Genomic DNA, 23,634 nt, shown 5'->3' on the forward strand with positions numbered 1-23,634 from the left:
ATTATGATGAACCAATCATAATAAATGCGGCCCAGAAAATAGGGTCTTGATATTTGTCCCTTAGGCTTTTCTTAGCTTCAATAAATGCTTTCCTTTTATCCATCTGCTTATTTAACCAGTTTTCATAAAACAGCAACATAAGGCTTTCGGTAGCTTCATCAGAAACTTTGAATAGACTCATAATGATAGCATCAGAGCCTGCCACCAAAAAAGCTCTTTGAAGTCCATAAACACCCTCACCTACTTTTACATCGCCCCTACCAGTTTCGCAGGCACTTAGAACAACTAGTTCTGTCCCGTCCAAATCAAGGTTCATTGCCTCATAGGCTGTTAGTACACCGCCTTCTCTGTTGAAAGAATAAACATTGCCATCGTCCATAAGGTCTCCAGCATTTTTAAGCAATAGCCCTGAGCGAAGCAAAGGATTGCTTACTATTTTATTTTGAGATAAAATAGCCTCTTTTTCAACGCTCTTAGTTTCATCAGGTAAGAAAAAACCGTGGGTAGCTATGTGAAAGATCCTTGGGCTTTCGGTCGCTTTTACCAGTTCTTCGGTTGCTTCAAGGTTTAGGTATAAAGAAGGAGATACTTGAGCATTGCTATTTAATAATTTTTCTAGTGCTACAACTTCTTTCTGAGTACCTGGTAGCTGTGGTATTTTCCTATCGTTATATATGTTGTAATCTTCTTCGGCTAAATCTTTATAGAAAATCGGGTTTCCGATTAATAAGGCATTTTTGCTAAGTTCTTTCTCCTCTGTTTTCTTATGTTTGATAATATCCTTGGTATTACTTACCAATACAATATCCCTATTGTCGATCACAAAATTTCCATTTTTTTGGCGCATGGCCTCAAGGTTTATCTGGTTATAAACCCCTTCTGTTGAAAGGTAGACTTTAGTGCCTTCTGGCAATTTCTGATCAATTGGTTCCCAGTAATTGGCAAAAGAGTTTTCATCTTGAATATTATAAATGATACAGGCTCTGTAATACCTCAAGTAATTACTTTCCAGTAGGTTTCCATTAGGAAGGACGACCAGCTCAGGGTTTCTACTTTTGGGTGTAATGATCATGGCGGCATATACAACCGAGTCCTTGAACTCAGTGTCAAAATGGCGATATCGGACTATTTCTACAGCTGCCTCATTTTTCCCTAAAGACTTTTTAATTTCTTTCCAGCTTTGTCTTGATACGCTTTGTCCACTAGCAAACACGCTGGATTTTTCACTTAATTCCTTTTCAATATCTTCAATTTCTTTTTCAAGTTTTTTAGGTTCTATATCCAGCTCCTTTTGGCGAGCGCTGCTCATTGCCAACACTTTTGTGAGCAGTTCTTTTTGCTCTACCCATTTTTCGTAAAGCTCTTGAACAGCTTCATCTCCACTTTGCTGAATTTGCCTTCTTATTTTTATCGAATTACTCAAAAGTAGGGCTTTGGTGGAAAGTGTATTGTCATAGACCTCGCCAATTAATTTTTTTTTCTTTTTGGCATTGGTAAAAGCCAAATTGTTATAAAATTCAAAATCACCCCTAATAGTATTCCAGTACCTCGCCTTTTCTCTTTCGCTTAGTGCAGGGAAAAATTCGTCAATGTAGTTGAGATAATTGCCGAATACTTCCGTGGTATATTTCCGTGATTTTTTCCAGTCTCCATCAGCGTAGTAGGCTTTACCCAATTTACTGGTAGCTTTTACATAGGATGGATGAGTTTTGTTGAAAATCTTAGAATAGGTTTTCTGTCCTTTTTGGAAATAAGAAATAGCTTGAGTTTTATTGCGCCTTTTTAATTCGGCCTCGCCCATTAGCAATGATATTTCAGCACTGTTGCTGTTGATTTCGGTACCAAGTCGGTTTACCCAGATAGCATTTGCCTTGTGTAACAAGGTTAAAGCTTCTGCTGGGTTGCCATTTTCTGTATAAATCTTTGATAAGTTTTGCAGCGAAAGGGCATATACAGGGTTGTCTTCGCCTAAGTTTTGAGAAATGATCTCTGTAGATTGTTTCATTATCCGTTCCACATTTTCCAAGCTATCTCCTTGGGCAAATTTGTTCAGGGCAAGTTTGGTATAGGCATTGGATAGTTCAATATGGTTTTCCCCAAAAAGGTCTTTTAGGATAAGAATAGATTGGGTGTAGTTCTCATTGGCAGTTTCAAAATCGCCAATAGCGGCATCAATATCGGCTCTTATTGTAATGCTTTCCACTGTTTGGTAAGAATTCTCTCCAAAAGTGTTTTTTGCAATAGCCAAAGCTTTATTCACCAGCTTGTCAGCTTGAATATAATCACCTTGTAAGAATCTTAGCCTAGCCAATTGGTTGTATGGGGTAATCAAAAATCGGCTTTCTTCACCATATCGGTTATTTCTAGAAAGGATGGCTTCCAGAAGCATGCTTTCGGTTTGTTTGAAACGTTCCGTTTGAATGTATAAATAAGCCAGCTCATCAACAGCAGAAGAGTTTGCCCTAGCATTTATAGATCGGTTGTAGAGCCGGTTTGCCTTCGAGAGTGCAGCCTCAGCTTCGGTAAAAAGACCCATAAGTGCATAGTATCTTGCAGAAGTTTCCAGTGCTTTGGAATATTCGTAAGCGTGGGCTTTTTTATTAAACCGTTCCTGATAGATGTCCAACATATTCGTGATGTTTGAGTCTGCGCTTTGGTAATGCCCAAGCCGCAAGTCCATATCTATCATTCCCTCAAGTCCAACGGCATATCCAAGCCCTTTTTTTCCAAACTTCCGTTCCTTGATTTTTAGAACTTCATTCGCTATATGCCATGCACTATCGTAATTGCCCGTAATTTTATAGAGGTCTTTATATTGGTTCAAAAATCGAGTGTAGTCTACATGGTCTTCTGAAATCCGCTTGGCAATCATCCCATCAAAGCTTTCTTGCATCATGGTATCAACCTTTTCAAAGTTGTTGCTGAAATTCATATAGTAATCAGCGAGTTGCATTAAGGAGTAGTGGTATTTTAAAGATGATTTCCCATAAATCCGTTCTTCTGTCTTTAGTAACTCGAACATGTAGTTAAGACCTTCTTCATAATTTTCATTTGCAAGTGAAATATCATAAAGTTGTTTCAAAAGACTTATACGCTCTTTGTGGTTTAAGGGAACTTTTCCCTCGGTTCTGTAGAGGGTGTGAAGGTCCTCCAAAGCTCCTTCGTAGTTTCTTTGGTAGAATTTTTTCTTGGCATCGAGGCGCTCAGAAATAGCATGTTGTGTTTTTTCCTTGCCAAAGTATTTGGTAGTATTTGTGCGAAGTTCCCATTGTTGCACTCGACTTTTCCCCGAATAGTTATCTATGTAAGAGTCGATCAACGTTTCTTGAATAGCCAAAAAAGTTTTGTGTACCAGACCAACTCTTCTTTCTGCAAGGAATAGGTTTTTCTCTAATAATTTTTGAACTTCAGCTGGGTCATCGCCTCTGTCGCGCATGAGCAAGTGATAAGCATGTTGGCATTGTGCCCAGGCAATATCTTTCTTGTTCAAGTTATCCTTAATCCAATTTTCAGCTTCTAGTAAGTATTTTTCAGCTTCTTTGTAATTTCCCGCCCCTCTTTCAATTTCAGCTTTTAATGTAAGTACTTCGGCGTATTCTCTTTTTCTTCTTCTTATCTTGAACCAATCCAGTTTTCTTTGTTCAAACCTATTGCTTACCTCGTTGAAATAAGTTTCTCGGTTTACAAGGCGCTGATTTTTTATCTTGAGTAGTTCTGGAATATTTTCACGTGCTTTATCAAAATCACCTTTGGCGAAAGCGATGTTTGTTTCTACAAATAAATATTGTGATTTAAAGTAAAGATCTTGGCTGTTTCCGTCTTTATCATTGCCCTTTGAAGAACTGCCTTGGAATATATGGCGGGAAGTTTCTAGGTAACTTTCAGCTGTATTAATGTCTGAATATAATAGATAAAGATAGGCTGCGTCCAAGTTGGCTTTTCCATAAAGTGTGGACAGTTCGCCCTTGTATTTTTTCTTTTTAAGTGTTTTCAGGAGGATATCTTCAAACTCGCCATATTCACCAATGGCTTCTAGGTATTTCGCCTTGTGCATATTTACCATAGCGACTACCAAGCCCTTTTTTCTCTTGTTGAGCTGGTCGATAAGCTTATCACAATTCTCTAAGGCCTTTTTGTATTCTCCTTCTTCATAATACCGTTCGCAGATTTCGAGTGACCTGTCCCAGTTTTGGGCGTGCAAACTGACGTTAAAAAGTAAGAAACTAGCTAATAAAATGAAGCGCATGGATTGTTTTACAGTTCCTGATGAATAAATCGCCCCCTATTTTGCGCACAAGCCCAGCCAAAAGCTGAGTAGAGCACAAGTCTAATGTGCTAGGAAGGTTTCAATATAATACAGCAGTAACGCAGTTTTCACAGAATTAGTCAGTTAATCGGTTGTTCAGATAAGTTTCTTTTTGGAGAAATAAATAAAGGCTGCTAGTTTGTTGCTAGCAGCCTTCCAGAATTGAAATATTTTAAATACTAACCTTTTATCTCTTCTCCTTTGTCTTCAGCAGACTCGTCTTTTTTCTCCTCTTCGGTGCTTTCCTCTACCTTTCCATTTGAACTATTGGTAAACTGTTGGTAAGTGGTTTCTTGTTCAAAAGGACGTTTTCCTATAAGTTCTTCTAGGTCTTTTTGGAAAATGATCTCTTTCTTCAGAAGCTCTTTGGCCAATATCTCTACTTCGCCTTTCTTGCTAATAAGCAAGTCCTTAGTATGAGCGTAAGCCTTATCTATAAGCTTTTTAACTTCAATATCTATTTTTTCTGAAGTAGCTTCTGAATAAGGCTTGTCAAATGAATATTCAGATTTTTTAGAATCATAGAAAGACAAGTTGCCTATTTCCTCATTCATACCATAAATAGTAACCATGCTGTAAGCCATTTTGGTTACTCGTTCCAAGTCACTTAAGGCGCCAGTAGAGATCTTGTTGAAGATGATTTCTTCGGCAGCTCTACCGCCAAGCGTCATGCACATTTCGTCGAACATCTGCTCAGTAGTATATAAGAATTGCTCTTTAGGCAAATACTGAGCATATCCAAGTGCAGCAATACCTCTTGGTACTATACTTACCTTTACCAATGGATCAGCGTGCTCTAAGAACCAGCCTGCAACAGCGTGGCCAGCCTCGTGGTAGGCAACTATTTTTTTCTCACTAGGAGAAATGATTTTGTTTTTCTTTTCTAAGCCACCAATTACACGGTCGATAGCGTCTTCAAAATCTTTCATGTCGACCGAGCTCTTGTCCTTTCGGGCAGCGATTAGTGCAGCCTCGTTACAAACATTGGCTATTTCAGCACCTGCAAATCCTGGGGTTTGAGCGGCAAGCTCTTTAGGATCTACATCTTTCGAAAGCTTAATAGGCTTCAAGTGAACTTTGAAAATTGTTTTTCTTCCCTTGATATCTGGCTTGTCTATGCTGATCTGACGGTCAAATCTTCCTGGCCTGAGCAATGCACTGTCCAATACATCTGGACGGTTGGTAGCTGCAAGAATGATAACTCCCGAGTCTGTTTGGAAACCATCCATCTCTACCAAGAGAGAGTTCAATGTGTTTTCGCGCTCATCGTTAGCGCCTGGCATTTGCCCTCTACCTCTAGAGCGGCCTATAGCGTCAATCTCATCTATAAATATGATACAAGGGGCTTTTTCTTTAGCTTGCTTAAATAAATCTCTTACCCTAGCAGCACCTACACCAACAAACATTTCCACAAAGTCAGAACCTGAAAGACTGAAAAATGGAACGCCAGACTCTCCAGCTACAGCTTTTGCCAACAGGGTTTTACCAGTACCCGGAGGGCCTACTAGCAAAGCTCCTTTAGGTATTTTACCTCCAAGGTTGGTGTATTTAGAAGGGTTTTTAAGGAACTGAACAATTTCTTCAATTTCCTCTTTTGCTTCATCAAGACCGGCAACATCGTTAAAAGTGATCTTAACTTTATTTTCAGCATCGAATAAGGCCGCCTTAGATTTTCCTATGTTGAATATTTGACCTCCAGCACCGCCACCAGTCATTCTTCTCATCAAGAACAAGAAACCAAAAATTAACACAAAGAAAAACCCCCAGCTAAAGAATAAGGAACTAAAGTCTTGACGATCAGTCACCCTATAGTCAATACGTTGGCTTACAGGCAACTCTTCCTGCATTTCGTCAAATTTTTCAATAAAAATCTCAGGAGATGCAATCACAAGCTGGAAATGAGGTCCTTGTGTAAGAGCAAAAGGGCTTCTGTTATTGAGTTTTGCCTTGTATTTAGGTTTGTCCAGTGCCGACTTGGTCAGTGTGACCTCAACAACTTTCTTATTGACCAATACTACTTCCTCCACATCTCCATCAGTCATCATGTGGTTGAATTCGGTAAGGCTAATATCAACGACAGAACTTCTGTTGTTAAAGTAAGTAAGTCCAACTATCAGTAGAATCAGGGCAACTACCAGCCAAATTTGATAGTTTCCTCTATTTGGAGAATTTTTAGGAAGTAAATTCTTCTTTTTATTTGGGTTATCAGCCATTTTTTCTTTTTAGTAGATTGTTTAGAGGTGTTGTAGTTTTCAATTGAATTTTTTTCAACATACAACCCCTATTTGTTTTTCAGCTTTTCAGCTTTCATATATTAATATTAGGTTGAAAATAATTTAATCAGAATTGTTTAAATTATTTTCAACCTTGAACTTCTCTATTAGAGTCAACAAACAACTTGGATTAAAGTTAGATTAATCGATGCTTTCAACTATTGCATCACCCCAGAGCTCCTCTAGTCCATATCGCTGCCGTTTTTCTTTGAGGAAAACATGGGCGACTACATCTACATAGTCGACCAAAATCCATTCTCTGCTGCCAGTACCTTCTGTTTTCCACGGGTACTGATTAAAGGTCTTGTAAACTTCTGCTTCTATCCCGTCCATAATAGCTTCCACTTGGGTGTCTGAGTTTCCCGAGCAGATAATAAAAAAATCAGCAATGGCATTTTGAAAAGGTCGTAGGTCTAATATAGTAATATCGATTGCCTTTTTCTCTTCCATGCCTTTGATAATGGCATGACTTAAATTCCTTGATGATTCTTGCTTTCGCTTTCCTTTGATCATTAAATTTGCGTTTTCATTTCGAAAGTAAGAAAAGGTGATTAGCTGCGCCAAGTTGACTTACTTTTCCTAAGTAAACAAAACTAATAAATAGTTGTATAAAATATCTGCCAATACTCTTTTCACGGGTAAAAAATGTGTTTACCTGCCAACTTGTCATTCTACCAATGACATTGCGACAAGAATACTCTCCAATGATGACACAATAGAGGGTACGGTCGTGGTGACTCCTTTCCAAACAAAAGGAAGGGGACAAAGGGGCAATTCATGGGAAACAGAGGCTGACCAGAACCTTACATTTTCCGTCATACTGAAGCCAGGTTTTTTGATGGCAGCGGCACAGTTCCAGCTTAATATGGCTGTTTCGCTTGGTATTTTCGATTTCCTTTTTTCTTTTTTGTCAAGAGGGGTAAAAATAAAATGGCCAAACGATATTTATGTTGGCGATAAAAAAATAGCAGGTATCCTTTTCGAGAATTATTTGAAAAAAAATAAGATTGACAATTCCATTGTAGGGATTGGGATAAATATCAACCAATCGGAGTTTGAGACACCCAATGCTATTTCTCTGAGTAAAGTAACGGGTAAAAAGTACAAACTGAGAGAAACTATAGAATTGGTTTTAGAAAAAATTGAAGCTCGCTATTTGCAATTGAAAGCGGGTACGCTAGATAAAATGAAACACGATTACCTCCAAGAGCTCTATTGGTACCAAGAGTGGCGGTCTTTTGAAGATATGAGGACTGGGCAAGCAGAACCATTTGAGGGGCAAATATTGGGAGTGGATAAGTGGGGTAAGCTGGCTATTGAAACCAAGAAATCTGGAGTGGTGTATTTTGATTTCAAACAAGTTGTATTTGTAAAATAAGAGCTTGTTTGAAATTTAAGTTTTCAATCGAAGCGGCTCAGTTGGGGGCTTTTGAAGAGAGATTCTCTAAATGTGCAGTTGTAGCGAAATAGGTAAAATTTAGACATGCTCTAAAAAAAGCACCCGCAATACTTAGTATTGCGGGTGCTTAATGATAAGGTGAAAATACTTGTCTTTTAAGACAAACAACAACGTTTGATCGTATACTTGTTTAAACGCTTAGCTAAATTAGTATGCGTATGCGTTTTGACTTTCTTTATAGACGTTTTGGATAAGGTGAAAGTGTCTATATCTTTTCGATCGTGTATGAATCCGAAAGTCAAAAGTGTTGTTTTTGGTATCAACAGTCACTATTTAGCATTGCTTATTGGCAAATTTGGTTATAAAGCCTAAGGATAATAGGCTAAAGGAAACCGAAGTTCCCATTTAATTATTGGTTAAGGTCCTTTGGATAAGGTGAAATATTATGTTACAATATTACGCCGTAATCGGGGTGTTCCCAATACCAATATCCATTGATTTTAATATCGTGTTATCACTTACTGCTTTCTAAGTATTTATACTTAGAGAAAGGGGGCGTGGCTTATGCAGTGTTAAAAGTTGTGCCTGAATGAACCTGTTTATTGGTCCCAAGAAAGGGTTTAAAACCCTGCACTTTCAGTACAGAGTGGTCTAGTGACGGTTTAGGTCGCTAATTGATGAGTTTCAGCTCAAGAGCTCTTTTAACCATTTCGGCTGAATTTCGGGCCTTCAGTTTTTTCATCACATTTACCCTATGGGTTTCAACTGTCCTAGAGCTGATAAATAAATTTTCGGCAATAAGCTTTGTGCTCAGCCCTTTTGCCACAAGTTCCAGTACTTCCTGCTCACGTGCGGTGAGGGCTTCAAAGTTTTGTTTTTTATCTCCAGAAAGGTTTTTTATCAAGACTTCCGAGACAAAAGGGGTTAGGTATTTTTCCCCTCGAGCTACAGTTTCCACTGCTTTTACAAGCTCTTCAGCATCTATAGTTTTGAGCAAATAAGCACTTGCCCCAGCTTTTATACTTTTAATAATGTACTCAGGTTCTTCGTGCATTGAGAGCACGATGAATTTCATATCATCATACTGCTTGTTCAATTGTTCTATTGCATTTATACCATTCATTTTTGGCATACTTATATCTACCATGGCTAGGTCGGGCTTTTCCTTCTCAACCAAATCGAGCAGATCAAGTCCATCGACTGCCTCGCCACATACGGTGATGTGCTCGTGCGCATTCAATACCATTTTTATTCCATTTCTAAGCAGTTTATGGTCGTCTGCCAATACTATTCTGATGTCGTTCATGCCTTGTCTGCTTTAATCTGTAAGGGTATTTCTACTTTTATTTCAGTGCCGCCGTCTTGCTCGGCATCAATATGGAAATTGCCATTCACCAAAGATGTCCTTGTGATGATATTTTTGAGTCCATTATGATGGGGGTTTTCTTTTATCTCGTCATCGGGCAAGAAGCCTATGCCGTCATCTTTCAGTAGTAAAACTACTTTATCTTCTTTCAGTTTGAGCATTAGCCATACGGTGTAAGCTTCGGCGTATTTTACTATATTGTTAAGCCCTTCTTGTGCAATTCTAAAAAGACATAGCGCAATTTCCCTTGATAGTGGGAGTTTTTTTAGCTGACTATCAAATTCAAAATAGATTTGGAAGTCGCCTTGAGTCTTAGATTCTTGGCATAGCTGTTTCAACGCGGCTTTCAGCCCAAAATCCTCTAAGAGCCTTGGCATGAGGTTATGGGAAATACGTTTTATCTCCTTAATCGTATCGTCCAAAATATCTTTGGCACCATCTCGGAGTTCTACATCAGAGCGAATGGCGCTTACGTTGAACCTTGCTGCTGAAACCATCTGGCTTATACCGTCGTGGAGTTCTCTTGCTACCCTTTTTCGTTCATTTTCCTGTCCGTTCACAAAGGCAAGCTGTTGTTTTCTGGTGGCGGTAGCCTCCATTTCTTTCGAAAATTTGAGCTTATTGCGCATTTGCAAAATAGCTAAACCCAAAATGTCATTTTCTCCTAGTGGGGTAAATTTTATATCGAAATTACCATTGCCGATTTCATCGGCTACTCGTGCTAGTTTGGTAAGCTTTTCTCCGAGTGAGTTTATGGAAACCATCATGTCCGAGATCTCATCGGAAGGCTCGGGGGAGTTGTGGCGAACCTTTGCCTTAAATTCTCCCATAGCGAATTTCTTCACCACATTTTGCACATTTATAATTGGTTCTGTTAGACGGTTGGAAAGGTAAAGGGTGACTAATATCACCAAGATGAAAACCAGCATGCTTGTACCAAAAACGTTGGCTCTGATCGTGTTGATCGGCTGCATAGCTTCTTCCAAATCAATTTCTGTAAGTATAGTCCATTTTAGCCCTCCTAATTCAATTTTACTATTTGCCGACAGTACTTCGATCCCTCTATAGTCTAATATTATCCGCTGCCTTCCTGCTGGTTCTATAAGCTCAATAGCTTCTTTATTTACAGAAAAATTTAGTGAGGAATCTTTGGGAGAAAAACGCGATTTGGTCCGGATCATAAGATCTTCGCCAGCGATATATGATTCCCCTGATTCCCCCATTCCCGTATGTTGATAAAGGATTTTTTCAACGCCTTCTTCTGGCAACTGGAAAATGGCAAAGTAGTTATGTTGTTCATTGCTTTTGAGTGGGCAAATGGCAAGCAACGCTAGTGAGTTGCGAGGTGTTAGTAAATCGCTGATATAATAGCCGTTTTTAGCAGAGTCCAACAAGCTTTTGAACCTGTTTGGCTGATCAACTATTAATTGAGATAATTGGCTTTGTGGGAGATGATGGGCTATTGCTAAACTAGAGTCTAAAATAGCATAATCTTCAAAAGCCAGGTTTTCTTTAGAATGCTTAAGAGTTTCGTCTAATTGATCAATATCCCAACTCTTTTCCCCATTGTGCTTGTTTAAAAAAAAATCAAACTGGTTTTGGTAGCCTTGGAAAAACTCTAAAAGGTGATCCTTTTTAAGCACATTAATAGAAGAAAGTTGATCATAAGACCGGTTTAGCAGTGCTTCTTCGAATGCTGTATAAAAAATAAAATAGGTCACTAATAGCGTAAAAATGCTTACGCTAAAAAAGGACATAAATATTTTATAGAAAATCTTCATAGGCTTAATACTATTTCAAGCTACAAGAAATTTGGTGTTTCATTGTATCTCTTCTTCTATTATTAAATGTAGCTATCTATCTCGCCCAAGCCGTAGCGCACCACTTCTGGTTCGTCTGAAGTACAATCGACTACGGTTGAAGCAGTGTTGTGCCCAAATCCTCCGTCGATTACCACATCTACTAATTTTTCAAACTTTTCAAAGATCAATTCAGGGTCGGTTTGGTATTCTAGCACTTCATCATCGTCTTTGATGGAGCTAGATATTATAGGGTTACCGAGTTCTTGCACCAGCATTTTGATGATATTGTTGTTGGGTACCCTAATTCCCACCTGTTTCTTTTTTGCATTCACAATTTTGGGCACACGGCTATTGGAGTGTAAAATGAACGTGTAGGGCCCAGGCAGCACTTTTTTCATCAACTTAAAAATATTGTTGGGGATAGCCTTGGCATATAAGCTAAGGTCGCTAAGGTCGGAGCACAAAAAGGAAAAATTCAGTTTGTCTGGTTTTACACCTTTAAGGTGGCAAAGCCGCTGTATAGCTCTTTGGTTGAACAAATCGCAACCAATACCATACACCGTATCGGTCGGGTAAATAATCAATCCTCCATTTTTCAAAACCTGGGCGATCTTTCTTATTTTAACCTCTTGTGGGTTTTCCTCATAAAGTTTTATAAACTCGGCCATAATAGCATTCCTCCTCGTGCTTAGTGTGTGAATATGTCCAATTGGTTTCAATTGGGACAAAAATACTTATATATATGTGATGTCAATTTGGCAGCTATTCTTTTTTAGCACAGCTTTAGTAGGAAAAATAATACTATTTTCCAGTTTTGGAGGGTTTATGGCATAATTTAGCGCAAATAAATATTCCGAGGTTAGTATGGGTTGTGTGTTTTTTGACTTGAGAACCAAAAATTAAACAGACTCTCGTACTTTTGTAGGGCAAACCAAGGCTAGTTTGAAGCTTAAGCATCCATGCCTAGAGAAAGTTTTTTACATTAGAACAATTGCATAAAATATAAATACGAGCATAATGAACTTTATCACAAAAGCAATAAGCAAGATAGTAGGGAGTAAGTCGGACAAAGACTTGAAAGATCTCCAGCCACTAGTGGGGACTATTAACGATGAACACCGAAAGCTTACAACTGTTTCAGACGATGCGCTACGAGCAGAAACTGATAAAATAAGAGAAGAGATAGATTCTTATTTGAAAGAAATAGATGGAGAACTTGATGCGCTTCACCAGCAAATAGCAGATAGCCCTGAGCTAGACCTCGATGCCAAAGATGCTGTTTTTAGCCAAATAGATAAGCTAGAAGAAGAGAGGAACAAAAAGCTAGAAGAAGTGCTAATGATAGTGCTTCCCCGTGCTTTTGCCATCATGAAAGAAACGGCGCGCCGATTTGCCGAGCATGGTAAGATGACTGTAACTGCCAACCAGTTTGACGAGGAACTTGCCAGCAAGAAGGATAACGTAGTGATTGAAAATGGCAAAGCAACTTGGCTGAACGAATGGGATGCCGCTGGTCAGAAGGTTACGTGGAACATGGTTCATTACGATGTGCAGCTCATTGGTGGTATGGTGCTTCATCAAGGTAAAATTGCTGAGATGGCGACTGGTGAGGGTAAAACATTGGTAGCGACATTACCTGCCTTCCTCAATGCTTTGGCTAGGCGTGGTGTTCACGTAATTACGGTAAACGACTACTTGGCAAAAAGGGACTCCGAATGGATGGCGCCACTTTTCGAATTTCATGGACTCAGAACTGATTGCATAGATAAGCATGAACCGCATTCGGACGGAAGAAAAGCTGCTTATGCTAGCGATATTATATATGGTACGAACAACGAGTTCGGCTTTGACTACCTAAGGGACAATATGTCCAGAAACTTGGATGACCAAGTTCAGCGCAAGCTTCATTATGCCATGGTCGATGAGGTTGACTCCGTTTTGATCGATGATGCTCGTACTCCATTGATCATTTCTGGTCCTATCCCCAAAGGTGACGAACACGAGTTTTTTGACCTAAAACCAAGGGTTCAAAAGCTAATTGACTATCAGCAAAAAGAAGTAAAGGCCTTTTTGAACGAAGCCAAAAAGAAATTAGGCGATGGCAACGATGAAGAAGGAGGGTTGGCGCTTTTGAGGGCGCACAGAGGTTTGCCTAAGTACAAGCCTTTGATAAAGTTCTTGAGTGAGATAGGTATCAAGCAAAAAATGCAGAAGTCGGAAAACTTCTATTTGCAAGAAAATGCCAAGATGATGCCCGAGGCTGACAAGCCACTTTATTTCACCATCGACGAAAAAAACAACTCTATTGACCTAACCGAAAAAGGGCTGGAGTTGATCACTGGAGAAGGTGAAGACAAAAACTTTTTCGTACTTCCAGATATTGCCATCGAACTTTCGGCTATTGAAAAAGATGAGTCGATTTCCGAAGAAGAGCGTTTGAAAAAGAAAGATGCCCTCATTTTGGATTATACAGCCAAAACGCAGCGTATTCATACCGTAAACCAGCTTTTGAAAGCATATGCGCTTTTCGAGAAAGATACCGATTATATTTTGGTAGATGGAAAAGTGAAGATCGTAGATGAGCAGACGGGTAGGGTAATGGAAGGAAGAAGGTATTCGGATGGCTTGCACCAAGCGCTTGAGGCAAAAGAAAACGTGAAGATTGAAGATGCAACGCAGACGTATGCTACGGTAACTCTCCAAAACTACTTCAGGATGTACCACAAGCTTGCGGGTATGACGGGTACGGCGGAAACGGAAGCAGGCGAGTTTTGGGAAATATACAAATTGGACGTGGTAGTAATTCCTACCAACAGACCAATTGTTAGGGATGATAGAGAGGACATGGTTTTCAAAACTGTGCGAGAGAAATTTAATGCCGTGGCTGATGAAATTCAGGAATTGGTTGGAAAAGGAAGGCCTGTACTGGTTGGTACTACTTCCGTAGAGATCTCCGAAGTATTGAGTAGAATGCTCAGCATGAAAAAGATTGATCACCAAGTATTGAATGCGAAGCAGCACGCTCGTGAGGCAGATGTAGTCCAGAATGCTGGTTTGCCAGGAACAGTGACTATTGCTACCAACATGGCGGGTAGAGGTACGGATATCAAGCTTCACCCAGACTCTAAAAAAGCGGGAGGTTTGGCAATTGTAGGTACCGAAAGGCACGAATCGCGAAGGGTAGATAGGCAGTTGAGAGGTCGTTCGGGTAGGCAAGGTGATCCAGGATCTACCCAGTTCTTTGTCAGTTTGGAAGATAACCTGATGCGTTTGTTCGGTTCGGACAGAATTGCCAAGGTAATGGATAGAATGGGCTTGCAAGAAGGCGAGGTTATCCAGCATTCTATGATTACCAAGTCCATAGAAAGAGCGCAGCGAAAAGTAGAGGAAAATAACTTTGCCATCAGGAAGCGTCTATTGGAGTACGATGATGTAATGAACTCGCAGAGGGAAGTGATCTACAAACGTAGGAGAAATGCTCTTCAAGGCGAGCGCTTGCAGTTCGATATTATGAGCAATTTTTACGATGTAGCTCAAAATATAGTAGAGAATTCCATCGGAGATTTCGAAGGGTTCAAAATCAACTGCTTGCATTCATTTGGTATCGACCCAAAAGGTATCACCGAAAATGATCTTGAGAAAGGCAATCCTGAAGATGTGGCTTACAAGCTCTACAATGAAGCATATTCGCATTATCTCAAGAAAAATGAAGTAATTCGAGAGCAGACCTTGCCAGTGTTGAGCCGAATTCAGGAAGAGCGTGGCGCTACGGTAGAGGAAATAGTAGTGCCGTTCTCTGATGGAACAAAACAAATTCCGATAGTTGTTGGGCTAAAAGATGCGGTTGAGACCAAGAGCCAAGAGTTGGTAAATAAAATGGAGCAAAACATCTCGCTAGCTATTATTGACCAAAACTGGAAAGAGCACTTGAGGGAAATGGACGAACTGAAAGAGCAGGTGCAAAATGCAAGGTTCGAGCAAAAGGATCCCTTGTTGATTTATAAATTTGAAGCATTTGAACTTTTCAAAGAGTTTATTGGCGGCATCAACCAAGAAAGTGTATCGTTCTTGGCGAAGGCAAATGTTCCTCAGAGCGAGGCAGATGATGTAAAAGCAGCACAAAGGCAGAAAAAACAAGCGCCTAGGTTGAGAGAGTCGAAAGCGGATTCAGGTTCTGTGCTTTCGGGTGGAGAGAGGCAAAGTGCCCAAGGTGGTGCGCCAAGAGCTCCGAGGCAAGAGGTAGAAGTGACCAAGCCGATAGTGAGCCAGAAAATGCCAAATAGGAATGATATAGTTACGGTTAAATATAAAGACGGAACGATCAAAAAAGACGTCAAATTCAAGAAAGTTGAAAATGATGTTCGTACCGAAAAATGTATTTTGATGTAAATCTTAAAGAAGTTCTCCTAAATGCAAACTGCCCAACAGAAATTAAATTCTGTTGGGCAGTTTTGTTATCTCTTTCTTGATTGAGTTTTTTTACAACTTATGTTCAGCTACTTAAAACCTACCACCTCTTGGAGGACCACCACCATCAAACGGAGGCCTACCGCCTCTTTCAAAGTCAGGTCTTTGTTGCGATCGGTTAGATGCTGTTCCAAAATGCCTAATTCTGTAGGTAAAAGTGAGCATGAGGTAGCGTTGGAGCACATTGGTTTGCACATCTTCAATGTAAGCATCGTTCACGTTTCGTTGGATACTGGTGTTTTGGTTAAGCAAGTCAAACACGGTTAATTTTAGTTCGCCTCGTTCATCTTTCAATACGTTTTTAGCCAAGCTCGCATTCCACAGGATATAGTTCTGGTTAAACCCATCGGAAAGCCCCACATAATATTGGTGAGCGACATCAGTCCTGAATACGGTTTTTGGTAGAAACTTCCAGTAAAACTCCCCTTTCGTATTTTGGTTTACATAGGTCTGGTTATACGCTTCTTGTGTGCTGTTGGTGGTGATATTATAAGTAGAAATGGAAGAAAGAGTAAAATCGACATTTTCGCTGATATTGCTACTCAATACTATACTTGTTTTGAAATCGGTAGTGTTAGAGAAGTTCTTTTGAAAATTCACCATGCTTGGGATTTTGGAATAAGTTACCCCAAAGTTTAAGTTCAAGTTGCTTTTGAGCGCACCCACAGGAAATCCGTAAGTAATAAAAGAGCGGATGTTCCAGTAGCCATCTAAGTTCGTTGGCAGGCTAAGTTGCGAGCCTGCTTTCATTTCTACCCCGTCAAGCACCACCGTATCCCTACTAGCAATGAGCGTAGAGTTGGCAATGTAATTATCGGTCATAGAGCTAGAAAGCATGACAAAAAAAGTACTTGCCTTATCGATGTTCGAAGAAGAGTAACGCCCAACTACAGTATGCTGGTATTGCTGATCAAGTAGGGGGTTACCAACTGATATTTGTAAAGGATTGGAGTTGTCAACTACATTTTGGAGTTGCGTTACCGAAGGCTGCTGCGTGTTTGTACGATAAAATATTCTCAAGTTTTTCTGCCTCGAAACACGGTACATATACATAGCCATTGGCAAAATGTTGTTGTACGTTATTTTTACCTGATCCTCGGCGGGGAACTGTTGGCTGTTTTCCAGCGTGGCCATTTGGTAGCCCGCTCTTACCATAAACATCGATTTCCCTTCTCGGTGCATATAGCCTGTAGACACTTGGTGGGTAGTATATTCGCTTTCGAACACATTGGAAAGTGCCGTGTCAAGTTCTGAATATTCCCCATCATCGGCTAAGTAGGCAAATGTTCTTCTGTCCGATTCGCTGTTATTGTATCTTACATCGTAGCTCAACTGAAGCATTCCCGACTTAGTAATAGGCTCTGTGTAGCGAATGCTCGAAGAAACATTATAGCCGTTTACATCTATGTTTGTTTGTTGGTCTAAAGTATCTATAAGTGGAGGCATGTCCATTGGGTAGTTATTGATAGCCATTAGGCTATTTAGCCCACTATTGTTATTTGCCCCTGAGCCTATGTTGAATGAAATAGTTCTTCTATCTTTCTTGAACTTGTGCCTGTAAAGTAAATTGCCGCTGTAGTTGTATCCATCAAGGTCATTGTTGGTAAAATTGGATGTTTCGTTCAGCAAGTTCCCAAATTGCGTAGTCTGCGCATCTATGTCCGTAATAGATTGGTTGCTTTGAAGGCTAAGCGATGGGGTGAAAAGGATAGAGTTGGCAGAATCAATTTTGTAATCTATTCGCATATTGATTCTATGGTTCATATTGTCGCTTTCTGCTCTGTTTACTTCCTCGTAAAACTGGTTCTCTTCATTTGGAATAATGAATTCCTGATTAGTGATTTGGTTAAGGTCATTTCCACTCATATTGAAAAAGTAACTTCCATTTACCTCTATTTTTTCAGTCCACTGGTCGGTGTAGTTGAGGCCAAAAGCACTAGTTTGCGAAATACCATTTTGCGAACCCACCAAGAAGTCGTTGGCATCTCCTCCAGATCCTCCACTTCTTCCTCCGCCTCCACCGCCACGGCGACCTCCTCCTCTTCCCCCCCTGCTAGATCCAGAGCTTACCACTCCAAGTAAATCTTCTTGGGAGAAGTTTTGAACATTTACATTATTCGATTGACCAATAAGGGAAATCCGTCTATCTCCGTTAAACACATTTACATTGCCACCGGCATGGTAGCGTTCATCGCTTCCCACCCCGCCGTATATTTTCCCGAATTTGCCATTTCTTTTATCTGGCTTCGTAATGATGTTGATGGTTTTAGAGCGGTTTCCATCGTCAAACCCAGTGAATTGGGATTGGTCGGTCATGCGGTCAAAGACTTGGATTTTCTCAATTACCTCGGCAGGCAGGGAGCGTAAAGCCAAGGTAGGGTCGTTGCCGAAAAACTTTTTCCCATCTACAAGAACTTCTTGTACGTCTTCACCTTGGGCTTGTACAGTACCATTTTCAACTACTACTCCAGGCATTTTTTTTATTAGATCTTCCGCATCTGCATCGGGGTTTACCTTGAAGGACTGGGCATTGAACTCTGTCGTATCGCCTTTTTGTACGGCAATAGGGGCTTTTTGCTCAATAGTAACTTCATCTAGCGTTTCGGTACTTGGGGTTATTTCAAATGTGCCTAGGTCTATGTTGGAGCTAGATTCTGCAATATTTTTTTCAAATTTGGTATATCCCACAAAGGTGACCCTGAGTTTGTAATTACCAGGCCTGACCTTTGGGAATTCGAAAATACCTTCTGGGTTGCTTATTTTGCCCATGCCAGTAGAATCATTGGGCTGCAAAAGAAATACCGTAGCGCCAATGAGGGGCTCACCGGTTTCGGCATCCAAGAGTTTGCCTTTTATAGAAATAGATGGAGATTGGGCATTCGTAGTTGTATAAAAAAAGCAGAAGACGAATACCAATGTTGTTGTAAGTTTCCCGAACATGTCTGATAGTATTTGTGTTTGAGTTACCAAAGTCTTTTAAAAAGTACAGCCAGACAAATTTATTCAACCAACACCCAGATAAACTCAATCAAAGAGAAGGTAGGGTATGCGCTTGGAATTAAAAAAAGAAGAGGGGAGACAGGTGCTAGGAAATGTTGAAGTTATTAATTGAGAAATCTTGAAAATTTCAGCAAACGTTTTAAATTTTGCTTCTTGTTGAAAATATCATGAAATTCGAAAGGAATAGTTTAAAATATTAAAATTAAATCCTTTCAAAACCACTGAATTTCAGATAACATTTTAACTTTGCGAGGTCTATAAATAAACCAAAATTGCATTATTAATCACTCAAGGCCATTTCGTATGGCGAATAAATAAGATAAGATATTTATGGCAGAAATAATAAGAATGCCGAAAATGAGCGACACCATGACCGAAGGTGTCATTGCATCGTGGCTAGTGAAGGTTGGAGATACAGTTTCATCTGGAGATATCCTTGCCGAGGTAGAGACCGATAAGGCTACTATGGAGCTTGAAAACTATGAAGATGGAACAATCTTGTACCTGGGCGTAGAAGAGAAAAATTCTGTAGCTGTTGATGGTGTTATTGCTATTATCGGTGAAGAAGGAGAAGACTACCAAAGTCTGTTAGACAGCGCCGCTTCTGCTGGCAATGGGGCAGTTAAAGAAGCTCCTGCTGAAGCTCCCGCAGCTGAAAGTGCTCCATCGTCTCCATCTATAGATATTTCATCTATTCCTGCAGAGGCTATCACTATGCCAAAAATGAGCGATACCATGGTTGAAGGCGTTATCGCTTCATGGTTGGTGAAAGTTGGCGATAAAGTATCTTCTGGGGATATTCTTGCTGAAGTAGAAACCGATAAGGCTACTATGGAGCTTGAAAACTACGAAGATGGAACAGTTCTTTACCTTGCGGTAGAAGCAGGGAAATCCGTACCAGTTGATGGAGTAATTGCTATCATAGGTGAGGAAGGAGCTGATTACGATAAAATATTGCAGCATTATGCTCAGAAGGAAAGCGGTGCTAGTGAAGCGCCTGCTCCTAAGGCAGAAACTGCTCCAGCGGCAAAAGCCGAAGCAACACCTGCATCGAAAGCAGCTGCTCCTCCAGCACCAGCTGGTACTGTTACGGCTCCTGGTGGTCGTGTAAAAGCTTCACCACTTGCTAAAAAATTGGCGGAGGAAAAAGGCTATGATTTAGCTAGTATTCCAGGTTCTGGCGAAAATGGCAGGGTTATTAAAAGGGATGTGGAAGCATTCCAGCCTTCAGCTGCTCCTGCAGCGAGTAGTTCAGTATCTGCTGCTCCTATTGGCCAAGAGAGCTATACTGATGAGCCTGTAAGCCAGATGAGGAAAGCAGTGAACAAACGTGTGGTTGATAGCAAATTTACCGCTCCTCACTTCTATGTAACCATGGACATCAACATGGATAAAGCAATAGAAGCTAGAAAAGGGATGAATGAGATTGCTCCTGTTAAAATTTCATTTAATGATATTGTAATTAAAGCAGTAGCAGTTGCCTTAAAGCAACACCCTCAAGTAAATGCTTCATGGCTAGAAGACACTATCCGCTTAAACCACCATGTAAATGTTGGAGTAGTGGTAGCGGTTCCGGAAGGGATGTTTATCCCTGTTGTGCGTTTTGCTGATACTAAACAATTGTCTCAGATTTCTGCTGAGGTAAAGGATTTAGCTGGAAAGGCGAAAAATAAAAAATTACAACCTGAAGAGTGGGAAGGGGCTACGTTCTCTATCTCAAATTTGGGTATGTTCGGTATTGAAGAGTTTACAGCTATCCTAAGCCCTCCTAACGCATGTATGCTTGCAGTGGGTGGTATTAAACAAGTGCCTGTAGTGAAAGATGGTGAGATAAAACCAGGTAATGTAATGAAGGTTACGCTTTCTTGCGACCACAGAGTGGTAGATGGAGCTATTGGTGCTGCATTTTTACAAACACTTAAACAGTTGCTCGAAGATCCGGTAAGAATCCTCGTTTAAACGACATATTGTATTCATTCAAGAGGCTGTTCTTACTAAAAGGACAGCCTCTTTTTTTATATTTGTAATTCTTATTCTAAACACCTTTAATTATTCAAACCCATGAAGTTAGCAGTAGTAGGCGCCACCGGCTTGGTAGGCGGAGAGGTTTTCAAAGTATTGGAAAACCGTAATTTTCAAATTGATGAATTGTTGCCAGTAGCTTCAAGCAGGTCAGTTGGGAAAAAGATCACTTTTAAAGGAAAAGAATATACCGTTATCGGAATGGAAGAGGCAATTGCCGCTAAGCCTGATATCGCTATTTTTTCAGCTGGAGGAGGAACTTCATTGAAGTTTGCCCCACTTTTTGCCGAAGCAGGAACCACAGTGGTTGATAATTCTTCTGCATGGAGGATGGACCCAACCAAAAAATTGGTAGTTCCTGAAATCAATGCCAAAGAGCTTACCAAAGAAGACAAGATAATAGCGAACCCTAATTGCTCTACCATCCAAATGGTATTGGCATTGGCGCCGCTACACGATAAATATGGAATAAAACGAGTAGTAGTTTCTACCTACCAGTCGGTAACAGGTACTGGAAAAGCTGCGGTTGACCAAATGATGGCCGAACGTGCAGGCAAAGACCTGACTCCTGAAGAAATGGCGTATCCATACCGCATCGATATGAACGTGCTACCTCATATCGACGTGTTTGGTGACAATGGTTACACCAAAGAGGAAATGAAAATGGTGAACGAAACCGTGAAAATCTTAGGGGACGAGAACGTAAAAGTAACCGCTACTACGGTGCGTATCCCTACTATGGGCGGGCATTCTGAGTCGGTGAACATCGAGTTTGAAAATGAATTTGAGGTAGGAGAGCTTACAGAAGTTTTGGCTGCTACCGAGGGAATCATCATTGAAGATGATGTGAAGAACTTAGTGTACCCCATGCCGATCAACGCGCATAACCGCGACGAAGTTTTTGTAGGAAGGATCAGAAGAGATGAAACGCAGGAGAAAACTGTGAATATGTGGATTGTGGCCGATAACCTTCGGAAAGGTGCTGCTACCAATGCGGTTCAAATTGCTGAATATTTGGTTAAAGCTGGCTTGGCTTAGGTTTTGCCTTTTCACTTTGCGTATATAAGAAATCCTGTCTGGCAAAATATGGCTAGGCAGGATTTTTCATTTTAACAAATTGCCAAATTTTTGGTATATTGAAGTTCGTTACAACCCAATTTTTTGAAAGTAAATTTTACGATTGATGATAGATGAGCTAAATGAACAAGATGGAAATCCTGAAATCCCGACGGAAATCACCCTGCAAGTAGGGGGGAAGAAGAAAGTTCTGAAAAAGAAAAAGAAATGGAGCTATGCTAAGGAGCTCAGGAAACTTCAGACGGAACTGGTGAAGCTACAAGAAACGGTGAAGAAAGATGGGTTAAAGGTAGTAGTTTTATTTGAAGGAAGAGATGCTGCTGGGAAGGGTGGTGCAATTAAGCGGATTACCGAAAAGCTTAGCCATAGGGTATGTAAAGTAGTAGCGCTTGGGGTTCCTACCGAGCGAGAAAAAACACAGTGGTATTTCCAACGCTATGTTTCCCACTTACCAGCAGCTGGGGAAATAGTATTATTTGACAGAAGTTGGTACAACCGTGCAGGAGTAGAAAGGGTGATGGGTTTTTGTACGGAAGACGAGTACAGGGAATTTTTGAGGTCTTGCCCAGAGTTTGAGCGGATGTTGATAAGGTCGGGCATTATCTTGATAAAATATTGGTTTTCGGTGAGTGATGAGCAGCAAGAAGCGAGGTTTTTGGAGCGAATCAATTCACCACTGAAGAGGTGGAAATTTAGCCCGATGGATTTGAAGTCGAGGGAAAAATGGCTTTTTTATTCCAAGGCAAAAGACGAAATGTTCTCTTATACGGATACCAAGCAATCGCCGTGGTATGTGGTGAACGCTGACGATAAGAAAAAGGCAAGGCTTAATTGTATTGCCCATTTTTTAAGCAAAATCCCTTACGACCCAATCAAATATGGAGATCTGAAGCTTACCCCAAAAGATACTTCCAAAAGCTACATCCGTCCTCCTATGGACGAGCAGACTTTTATTCCTGAGATTTTTTAGCACTGCTATTTTCTGAAAAGATTTTTGAGCGCGGGAAGCAAATGGGGAAACTGGAATTCGAATCCAGTTCCTTCAGTTTTTTTGGAGGAAACTCGTGTACTGGCAAGTACAATTCCCGACATTTCCCCCATAATTCCCTTGAGCACAAAAACAGGAACGTTGATGGGAAATACTGGACGATTTATGGTGCGGGCAATAGCTGCGACCATTTGCTCCATGGTCACGGGATTGGGGGCAACTGCATTAAATGCACCTTCCATAGTTTCGTCTTTTATTGTTTTCAGAAAGAGCTGACAAAGATCGTCTATATGAATCCAAGACATGTATTGTTCGCCATTTCCAAGTGGTGCTCCTACAAAGTACTGGATGGGCTTGGCAATTTGCGACAATGCCCCACCTTCGGGAGCTAATACGACCCCAATGCGAATTTTTGCAGTTCGAAGCCCCGTAGCGGCAATTTTATCAACTTCTTTTTCCCACTCTACACACACTTTTGCCAAGAAATCGTCTCCAGGTTTGGCGTTTTCATCAACTAAAGAATTTCCTGTTTCGCCATAAATACCAATGGCAGTTGCGGAAATAAAGCCTTTTAGTTTGTTTGGTGTTGATTTTATTTTATCGAGAAGGAGTTCAGTAGACTTGGTGCGGCTTTCTAAAATTACGTTTTTTCGTTTTTCTGTCCATTTTTCCTCCGCCACTCCAGCACCTGCTAAGTGGATAATATAGTCAGCTTCTCGAATCGCCTCTTCTTCCAAAAAGCCTTTTTTAATATTCCACTGGTAGTGTTTTATATTTTTTGTTTTGCCATTTTTTTGCCTACTTAGATAGCTTACCTCATAATTGTGCTGAAGTAAAAGTTTGGTGAGAGCTTGGCCAACTAGCCCTGTACCTCCGGTAATTAATATTTTTTGGGACATGAAAGAATAGGTTGCTTTTGCTACTTGAAACAAGC

General features: G+C 40.4%; 13 protein-coding genes. 5 read left to right on the plus strand and 8 right to left on the minus strand.

Annotation, left to right across the window (positions count from 1 at the left end):
- Position 1: 1 nt before the first annotated feature.
- The 3 genes from R9C00_28650 to rsfS form a co-directional block, all read right to left on the minus strand.
- Positions 2-4,246: a CHAT domain-containing tetratricopeptide repeat protein gene (locus R9C00_28650; GenBank protein ID WPO35672.1), complete on the minus strand. Its 4,245-nt coding sequence runs from the start codon at positions 4,244-4,246 to the stop codon at positions 2-4.
- 239 nt (positions 4,247-4,485) lie between these two features.
- Positions 4,486-6,519 (minus strand): ATP-dependent zinc metalloprotease FtsH, encoded by a 2,034-nt coding sequence (ftsH, locus tag R9C00_28655; protein ID WPO35673.1) that lies wholly within the window; start codon positions 6,517-6,519, stop codon positions 4,486-4,488.
- Positions 6,520-6,720: 201 nt separating this feature from the next.
- Entirely contained in the window at positions 6,721-7,092 is a 372-nt protein-coding gene (gene rsfS, locus R9C00_28660) for a ribosome silencing factor (protein WPO35674.1), read from the minus strand.
- A 91-nt stretch (positions 7,093-7,183) separates the two neighbouring features.
- Here rsfS and R9C00_28665 point away from each other — a divergent pair, with 91 nt between their 5' ends.
- A complete protein-coding gene (locus tag R9C00_28665; protein WPO35675.1) occupies positions 7,184-7,957 on the plus strand; it encodes a biotin--[acetyl-CoA-carboxylase] ligase in 774 nt (257 codons plus the stop codon).
- A gap of 691 nt (positions 7,958-8,648) precedes the next feature.
- Here R9C00_28665 and R9C00_28670 read toward each other — a convergent pair.
- The 3 genes from R9C00_28670 to R9C00_28680 form a co-directional block, all read right to left on the minus strand.
- Positions 8,649-9,284, minus strand: coding sequence for a response regulator transcription factor (locus tag R9C00_28670; protein ID WPO35676.1), 636 nt, complete (start codon positions 9,282-9,284; stop codon positions 8,649-8,651).
- The gene (locus R9C00_28675) at positions 9,281-11,125 is read right to left on the minus strand and encodes a histidine kinase (GenBank protein ID WPO35677.1); all 1,845 of its coding nucleotides are present in this window, start codon (positions 11,123-11,125) and stop codon (positions 9,281-9,283) included. Before R9C00_28675 ends, R9C00_28670 begins: the two co-directional genes overlap by 4 nt.
- Positions 11,126-11,187: 62 nt before the next feature.
- Positions 11,188-11,865: an L-threonylcarbamoyladenylate synthase gene (locus R9C00_28680; GenBank protein ID WPO35678.1), complete on the minus strand. Its 678-nt coding sequence runs from the start codon at positions 11,863-11,865 to the stop codon at positions 11,188-11,190.
- Between the two features lie 295 nt (positions 11,866-12,160).
- Between R9C00_28680 and secA the strand changes: the two genes are divergently transcribed.
- On the plus strand, positions 12,161-15,535 hold the full coding sequence (secA, locus tag R9C00_28685; GenBank protein WPO38803.1) for a preprotein translocase subunit SecA: 3,375 nt from the start codon (positions 12,161-12,163) through the stop codon (positions 15,533-15,535).
- 111 nt (positions 15,536-15,646) lie between these two features.
- Here the strand turns inward: secA and R9C00_28690 are convergent, their stop codons facing one another.
- Complete coding sequence (locus R9C00_28690; protein WPO35679.1) at positions 15,647-18,553, minus strand: TonB-dependent receptor; 2,907 nt, start codon at positions 18,551-18,553, stop codon at positions 15,647-15,649.
- Positions 18,554-18,943: 390 nt separating this feature from the next.
- On the opposite strand from R9C00_28690, the gene R9C00_28695 reads away from it, so the two are divergent.
- From R9C00_28695 to ppk2, 3 genes are all read left to right on the plus strand, one after another.
- Positions 18,944-20,572, plus strand: coding sequence for a pyruvate dehydrogenase complex dihydrolipoamide acetyltransferase (locus R9C00_28695; GenBank protein ID WPO35680.1), 1,629 nt, complete (start codon positions 18,944-18,946; stop codon positions 20,570-20,572).
- Positions 20,573-20,674: 102 nt separating this feature from the next.
- Positions 20,675-21,673 (plus strand): aspartate-semialdehyde dehydrogenase, encoded by a 999-nt coding sequence (locus R9C00_28700; protein WPO35681.1) that lies wholly within the window; start codon positions 20,675-20,677, stop codon positions 21,671-21,673.
- A gap of 145 nt (positions 21,674-21,818) precedes the next feature.
- A complete protein-coding gene (gene ppk2, locus R9C00_28705) occupies positions 21,819-22,682 on the plus strand; it encodes a polyphosphate kinase 2 (protein WPO35682.1) in 864 nt (287 codons plus the stop codon).
- 5 nt (positions 22,683-22,687) lie between these two features.
- Here the strand turns inward: ppk2 and R9C00_28710 are convergent, their stop codons facing one another.
- A complete protein-coding gene (locus tag R9C00_28710; protein WPO35683.1) occupies positions 22,688-23,599 on the minus strand; it encodes a TIGR01777 family oxidoreductase in 912 nt (303 codons plus the stop codon).
- Positions 23,600-23,634: the final 35 nt, after the last annotated feature.

The sequence above is a fragment of the Flammeovirgaceae bacterium SG7u.111 genome, from assembly GCA_034044135.1.
GTDB lineage: Bacteria > Bacteroidota > Bacteroidia > Cytophagales > Flammeovirgaceae.